The sequence below is a fragment of the Psychrobacillus sp. genome, from assembly GCF_056205495.1.
In genome coordinates this window covers 1-5,093 of the sequence record NZ_JBAEAP010000119.1, presented here as the reverse complement: position 1 = coordinate 5,093, position 5,093 = coordinate 1, and the positions used below count along the sequence as shown (strand labels likewise).

The 5,093-nt window shown below is 37.8% G+C and carries 2 protein-coding genes; both read right to left on the bottom strand.

What is annotated here, in order from left to right; all coding sequences use genetic code 11:
* Nucleotides 1-2,738 (bottom strand): 2-oxoglutarate dehydrogenase E1 component (locus AC06OU_RS03610; RefSeq protein ID WP_475854041.1); only part of this gene is annotated, 2,738 nt, incomplete at its 3' end.
* A 41-nt stretch (nt 2,739-2,779) separates the two neighbouring features.
* On the bottom strand, nt 2,780-4,237 hold the full coding sequence (locus AC06OU_RS03605) for a DASS family sodium-coupled anion symporter (protein WP_475854040.1): 1,458 nt from the start codon (nt 4,235-4,237) through the stop codon (nt 2,780-2,782).
* Nucleotides 4,238-5,093 lie beyond the last annotated feature (856 nt).

Sequence of the window (5,093 nt, the reverse complement as noted above, 5' to 3'; positions counted from 1 at the left end):
GCGTCGCCTTCAGCCGGACTTGAGCGATGTACTCGTCCTGTATAAGCAATGCTTCTTCCATTTGCTATCTCTAATAAATACGGGAGAGCATAATTCCAAGAACCCATATTTTGAGGTTCTTCTTGAGCCCATGTCAATAACTCTACGTTTGGGTAACGTCCTAATATATCCAAAATTTCATCCTCGGGGAATGGATAAAGCTGTTCCACACGAATGATATGCAAATAATTAAAATCAGTGCCGCTTTTTACTTTTTCCGCTAAATCAATTGCCACTTTTCCACTAGCAAAAACAATTTTCTTTACCTCCTCTGGTTGGCCACCAAGATTTGGTTGTTCAATCACTGCTTGGAATTTACCGTCCACCAAATCAGAGACATCAGCACCGACCAAAGGATTGCGCAAAAGTGATTTAGGAGAGACGATTAGTAACGGACGTACAAATTCTTCATTCAAGGATTCTGCTTGTCTGCGTAATATATGGAAGTAATTTGCTGCGCTTGAAAGGTTAGCTACAGTCCAGTTATTTTCTGCTGAAAGCTGTAGGTACCTCTCTAATCTGGCACTTGTGTGCTCTGGGCCCTGCCCCTCCGCCCCGTGTGGAAGTAGCATTACTAGACCTGACTTCAATCCCCATTTCGCTCGAGCAGAACTGATAAAGTTATCAAACATAACCTGTGCCATGTTAGCAAAATCTCCATACTGCGCTTCCCAAATCGTTAACGTATTCTTATCCTCTAGTGTATATCCGAATTCATAGCCTAAAATAGCAGCTTCCGTTAATGGGCTATTATGGACAACAAAAGAGGCAGCAGAATCACTAATAAAATGCATTGGAATAAGTTCTTCTCCTGTTTTCTCATCATGTAACACTAAATGTCTGTGAGAGAACGTACCACGTTGGGCATCCTGTCCACTTAAGCGTATCGAATGTCCGTCTTGCAAAATAGTTGCAAACGCAAGTGTTTCTGCGTGTCCCCAATCTATCTTTCCGCTCCCAGTAAAAGGCTCTTCCCTACGTCTAAGTATCTTCTCTAATTTTTTAAATGGTGTGAACTCCTTGGCCCAGGTTAAAAGTTCTGCGTTAGCCTTGCTTAGCTTTTCTTCCTCAACACCAGTCGGTATATCTGGATAGCCGTCCAATACAACCTGCGGAATTACTACTTCGTTTGCAGTTGTCTGCGGAAGTTCTTTGACCCTGTCATATGCCTCCTGCATTTCCTTTAATATTGTCTCATCTAACGTCTCAACTTGGGACTGATTAAGTACCTTTTCTTCTACCAGTTGTTCACCATAAATTTGCCTTACAGTTGGGTGTTTATGAACAATATGATACATCAATGGATTAGTAATGGATGGTTCGTCCATTTCATTATGACCATAGCGACGGTAACCAATAAGATCAATAACTATATCCTTACTAAATTGTCGACGATACTCAAAAGCAAGCCTTGCTACTTCTAACACAGCTTCTGGCTTGTCAGCATTTACGTGGATAACTGGTACCTCAAACCCTTTTGCAGGATCAGAGGAATAATGCGTAGACCGAGAGTCGAATTGCTCTGTAGTGAATCCAATCATATTGTTAGCAATAATATGAATAGATCCTCCTGTTTGGAAACCACGTACTCGGCTGTAGTTTAATACCTCTGTTACTACACCTTGCCCTGGGAAAGCAGCATCTCCATGAACTAGAATTGCAAATGCTGCATTTTTATCCTGCCTCGGATAACCAGGTATATCTTTTACCTCTTGTGCAGCTCTAGTTTGACCAGTAACTACAGGGCTCACTACCTCAAGATGGGATGGATTATAGGCCAGCTGTACCGTCACGCCATTATTTGAATGGTAGGTAGCCCCTTTATGATATTTCACATCACCAAACCACCCTTCTGCAATCTCTAAAGATCCATCCTTAGGTAAGAATGCCTTTGACGGTACATGAGCGAACTCAGCAAACATCATCTCATACGGTTTTTTCAAAACATGCGTTAAAACGTTTAATCGGCCACGGTGGGCCATTCCGATGTTCACCTGTTTAGTTTTTGTTATCCCAGCCTGATTAACTAATTCATCGATTAAAACAACTAATGCATCAAGCCCTTCTATAGAAAAACGCTTGGCTCCTACAAACGTACGATGAATGAATTTTTCAAATCCTTCAATTTTAGTTAAACGTTCTAGTAACTCTTTCTTTTCTTCTAATGAATGACTTTGATTTAAAGCATTTCCTTCAATTTTATCTTGAAGCCACTGTCTCTCCTTGGAGTCTGCGATATGTGTAATTTCAAAAGCAATACTTTCTGTGTAAACAGACCTTAGATAATTGATAGCCTCAAGACCATTACGTATATCTTTAGGAGGATTAGTAATTATAAGAGCTGCCGGTACATCTACCAAGTCCTGTTCAGAGAGGCCATAGAACTCCATACTAATTTTCGACGGATCCTGTATCCCATTGTTCAGGGGGTAAATGTTAGCATTTTGGTGCCCATGTGTACGAATAGCATCTGCGAGCCGAATAGCTCGAAGAATTTTATCTAAGTTGTTGTCTGCATTACCTGAGATAGATATAGTCTCACGTTGACCCAAAGAATCGACTGGTGAACCATATTGTTGAAACAATGCTCCTATTTCCTCTTCTACGTCATCAGGTGATTGTACATATAAATCGTATTGCTCTAACAGGTACGCTAGATTGGGTCCTTGAAATTGATTCCATGGATAATTGTTATTCATTATTACACATCCTTATAATTTTATATCTAATCCTACTTGTCTTAAAGAAGCCCAACCCATTGCCAATATGTCATACTGAAGACAATGATTAATAAGTATCCCACTATAGTTATTGGAAGACCAGATTTCAAAAGATCCTTTGTTGTGAAGGCACCGGTACCATATGCAAGCATATTCTGCGGTGCGCTTACAGGTAGCAAGAAACCGAAGCAAACAACAAACTGTTGGATTAATACAAGACCAGGACCATTAAATGAAGTTGGCTGCATGGAGACCACTAAAGCGATAACGATAGGTATAAAAGCAGAAGCCAAGCTGGTAGCACTTGCAAAACCTAAGTGAATCAAAATATTAAATAACGAAAGAACCATGATAATAAAAATAAGAGGCATTTCTGTCAAACCGACTGCTTCTAATGTATTTTGTGATAACCAAGCAGCTCCTTCCGTTTGTAAAAGCACTGTACCCATTGATATCCCAACTGCAAATACTACAAGAGTTCCCCATGGAATCTTATTTTGCACTTCTTTCCATGAAAAAATTCCAATTCCAGGCAAGAGCATAACCATGACCGCTATAAAAGTCACTGTCGTTGAATCTAGTGGGTGAAGTATACCTTCTGTTGCCCAAAGAATTAGCAATGCGACGGAAATAATGATTAATCTTTTTTCTTTCCCTGTTATAGGACCCAAATCTCTTAATTGATCTTTAATAACTACGTCACCGTTTTCTAATTCCGATAGCTCTGGTTTGATAAGCTTATTCATTAGAAAAAATAGCAAGACAGACATCAGTATGGACCAGGGACCTGCATATATAAACCATTGCCCCCAGGTAATATTAATGCCAAAAGTCTCTTCAATAAATCCAAGAGCAACCATGTTTTGGGCTGCAGCTGTTTTGATACCAACATTCCAAATAGATATAGACTGCACTGCCGTAACTATTAATAAAGCGGAAAGCCTACTTGTTTTAGGCAAATTAAAAGCAGCTACTATTCCTAAAAGAATTGGAAGAATTGTACCCGCGCGGGCTGTAGCACTAGGAACAAATAGAGCTAGTACGATACTTACAACGATTGTCCCAAAAACTAAGCTCTTTGTTTTTGTACCAACTTTGGACATGATGAAAAGTGCTAACCTTTTGTGTAATCCCGTAAGCTCCATCGCTGCTGCGATAAATGTAGCACCAGCTACTAATCCGACTGCAGAAGAACTAAACCCACCTAGCGCAAGCTTTAATGCACCTGATGTCGTGTAATCTACTGTAGGATCATCAATAGTTGGAGCAAGACCTATAAATACCGAAATGAGCACAATTATTATGGAGGCACTTACAGGAAACGATACAGCCTCTGTAACCCACAGAATTACTGCTAAAGCAAGTATGGCCAGAGCTCTCTGCCCAGCAACAGGAAGTCCTTCAGGATTTGGTAACAAAATAATGATAAGAAATACTGCAAAAGCTAGAAGAACAAATAACATTTTATTTTTTTTCATCTTTTCTTCTCCTCTACTTCTATAGATTTACAAATAGACTAACTAAGAATGAATCTTTACTTTGCGATTAAACATACTAGTGGATAAAACAATAGGTGAACTTACATCTCTAAAGCACCTCTGTATACTTATCTGCTGTATTTTGTCCTAATTTATCCTTATTAATCATTCCATCTTCTTCTATTCTCGTGCTCGATATTTTAACTTTTCAGTTTTGGAAATCGCCTCTTTCTCTTAACTACTCTCTTACTGGGACTTCACTTTTAGGACCTTAATCGTTTTTTCATACAAGTTTCTAAATTATCATGTAATAAAAAAACCTTTTTATACCTGAAATTCCCAAGCAAAATTTCATAAATTGCAGGATTTTCGATGCTGTTTTCATTTAAAAGAATAAGTTTAATTTTATTAATTGTGAATAATTTCACAATATCATAAGTATAACTCTTTTGTATTTTTTTGTTATAGCCTTATTCTTTTTTTCACTATTAATTCATAAATAATTAATCAACTGTTCATAATTTTGTCATTTTTTTATTATATATATATAATTTAATTTTGTTTGAAGTTATTAAGCAACTAGTAGTTGGACTCGTAAATCTCTAAGCTATCCCTTGTAGTAAACGTTTGCGCTGTCATCTCTTATATAGCTCACGTATCCTACTGGAGTCACCTGCTATTGATATCAATACATGTAAAAAATAATCCACTATTTTTCCAAATTTATGAGAGAATAAATAGAAGCGTGTAATATAAATAAGCTTTGTTAAAGTTATTGGTTGATTTTGACTAACAATTCTTTTTTATAGTGACTGTAAACATAAACAATTGAACTTTCAAATGGCTATTAAGAACA